Source organism: Photorhabdus sp. RM322S (genome assembly GCF_042879395.1).
GTDB lineage: Bacteria > Pseudomonadota > Gammaproteobacteria > Enterobacterales > Enterobacteriaceae > Photorhabdus > Photorhabdus khanii.
The window spans coordinates 1-2,587 of the sequence record NZ_JBHFKW010000104.1 but is presented as its reverse complement, the minus strand read 5'-3'; the positions used below and the strand labels follow the sequence as shown (position 1 = coordinate 2,587).

The window sequence follows — 2,587 nt, the reverse complement described above, 5'->3', positions numbered from 1 at the left end:
ATTCAGGCCATTATTGCCGATCCCTAAATCTTAGCGTACTTTAATTTCCCTTTCGCCAAACGCCCCCATTTAGACCCTATTTTATCACATCGTTGTTTCCTTAACCGAATGCCATTGTCCGGCGTAGAACCCCTAACGTGGCACCAGGCAACGGATAATTTATTTTTGTACAACCGAATTATCTAGGACTATAAGATGGCTATCCTCTCCTTTTGCTTTTCCGTCAAGAAGATATAGAATGTTCCGCCTTTCATCAAAATAAATTACAGGAACCAAGTCAATTCGCTGGCCATTGCTTATTTTAATTTCGCCAACAAGACTGTCGTCATTTAGAGAATAGCACTTAACGCCGCTATTGCTTACCGCATACACAACATCATTGGAGTTGTCTACGGCTATCGTCGTGCTGTCTTCAGATCCAAGATCAATGGATCCTCTTGGTCTATGACTGAGGGCCGTATATTTATCTATAGAAAATCCGTCATACCCTAGATTTTTTCGTACCCCAACGAGCAAAAAATGCCTCTTATCATCAACAGCCAGCCCCATTGGTTGGTTGTCATGACCTAGATCGATGTTTGGAGTTTCCTCATCCAACCTCGTATTAATTGGCGTAACCTCCCATCCGTTGTAGTTCGCCAAAAACAAGAAACCAAGGTCACGAGCGCAAGTGATTGAGTAAATTGTGTCATTCACGCCACGGACTGACGTGTCAATATTTTTTTTATACATTCCCGTGGCTGCATTAACAACAACCAGTCCGCCCGTGTGCGCATCAGTATTTTTCCACGGAAAATAAAGCTCATTGTTGTTTTTATAGAAATACGAGTTTGCCGACCAATTCCCCACTATATCGGGGATGCCAGTAAGACGTGACAAGAAGTTAAGATTTTCATCGTATACATCAATTGGCGGCAATGTGCTGGACAGGCCTTCGTCACTAACGTAAACATTGCCATTGACTGAATTCGCCTCAAAACCAGCAATCTGGAGAGCTTTTTTAGCTGTCCCGCCATACGTAAAATTACCCGGAGAAACGTAATCTATACGGGCCATGTCTCCATATATATTCGAAACATAAACGGCACCCGTTTCGTCGTTTACGGTAATATCTGCTGGTTCATCAAATATCTTAATATAAGTTATTGTTGGGCCTATCATGACAACCTCGCTGTGGTAATTTTATACGTTGTTTGCATTATTTAATAAAAAAAGAGGGCGCTTTGAGTATGGCTTTATCCTCTCGGAATGTAAAGTTGGGAGCCGCCAAAATAACTTGACACGGTTCTGTTGCATTAAGGCTGCAACGGGTAACATGCTGTTTTTTTTATGATGTTACCTGACCATGTCTTTGATCCGAAACGCCTTCCAGCGGCTGCATTATCCCGTCGATATTATCGCCCAGTGTGTTCGCTGGTATCTGGTTTATGCCCTGAGCCTGCGCAACCTGGAGGAGATGATGGCTGAGCGCGGGATTGTCGTTGACCATTCCACGCTGCATCGCTGGGTCATTCGCCTGGTGCCGTTACTGGATAAGGCATTTCGCCGGCATAAGCGTGCCGTGGGGCGTCGCTGGCGCATGGATGAAACCTACATCAAAGTCAGAGGCCAGTGGAAATACCTGTACCGCGCCGTCGACAGCACGGGGCAGACCGTTGATTTTCTGCTGACCGCCAAACGGGATGCGGCCGGCGCGCTGCGTTTCTTTCGCAAGGCTATCCGTCACCACGGCGAACCTGAAGTGGTGACGATAGATAAAAGCGGTGCCAATACCGCCGCTCTGGCAACGCTCAATGCCGACAAACCCGTTGCAGGAGCTGTACTGCATCAGAGATCCGTCGACCTATAAAAAATGCCTGATCCAGCCCGCCGGACAGATTGACCGGGACCTTATCATCCGCGAAAAAAGCAATCTCGATCGTATTGTCGCCACGCTGGGGCTGAAAGAAATGACGCAGGGGACGCTGGTCCGCAAACTGTGCACGTACACCACGACCAATCCGACCCGGCAGGCACTATTCGAATATGACCGGCTGGTCCGCAGCATCTATACGCTGAAGTATCTGCGCGAGCCGCAGCTGGAACGCAACATCCGGCGCTCCCAGAACCGGATTGAATCTTATCACCAGCTGCGTGCCGCAGTGGCCAAAGTCGGCGGAAAGAAAGAGTTAACCGGGAAAAATGACATTGAAACAGACATCAGCAACCAGTGCGGGCGGCTGATTTCCAATGCGATCGTTTATTACAACTCGGCGATCCTGTCGCGATTGCTGGAACGACTGGAAGCGGAAGGCAATGCCAAAGGCATTGAGGCTCTGGCCCGGATATCACCGGTGGCCTGGCAGCACATTTTGCTGAACGGGCATTATACCTTCCAGAGCAGCAATGAGATTATTGACCTGGATGCGCTGGTTGCCGGGCTGAAACTGGGATAACGGAAAAATCTGGGGTTCCAGCGTAGGTGTGCCACGAATGCATCCTGTGGCAAATAGAGGGTGCAATGCTGTGCGAGAGATGAGGGTCGGCCCCTCGGAGGCGGTGTCCAGACGCAGCCTTCAAACTACCCTGAGTTGCTGCCGTTAAGAGC

The 2,587-nt window shown here is 48.8% G+C and carries 1 protein-coding gene and 2 pseudogenes; 2 read left to right on the top strand and 1 reads right to left on the bottom strand.

From position 1 onward, the window contains the following. Positions 1-159: 159 nt before the first annotated feature. Positions 160-1,161 carry a YncE family protein gene (locus ACGF63_RS22680; RefSeq protein WP_387633336.1) on the bottom strand — a complete coding sequence of 334 codons (1,002 nt, stop codon included), beginning with the start codon at positions 1,159-1,161 and terminating at the stop codon, positions 160-162. Positions 1,162-1,345: 184 nt separating this feature from the next. On the opposite strand from ACGF63_RS22680, the pseudogene ACGF63_RS22675 reads away from it, so the two are divergent. Next, positions 1,346-1,825: pseudogene (locus ACGF63_RS22675) on the top strand (IS6 family transposase); the annotation flags it as partial. Further along, a pseudogene (locus ACGF63_RS22670) lies at positions 1,809-2,435 on the top strand (Tn3 family transposase); the annotation flags it as partial. The pseudogenes ACGF63_RS22675 and ACGF63_RS22670, both read left to right, overlap by 17 nt. Positions 2,436-2,587 lie beyond the last annotated feature (152 nt).

Coding starts and splice junctions, on each gene's coding strand:
- ACGF63_RS22680 (WP_387633336.1), bottom strand. CDS start 1,161: ATGATAGGCCCAACAATAACTTATATTAAGATATTTGATGAACCAGCA.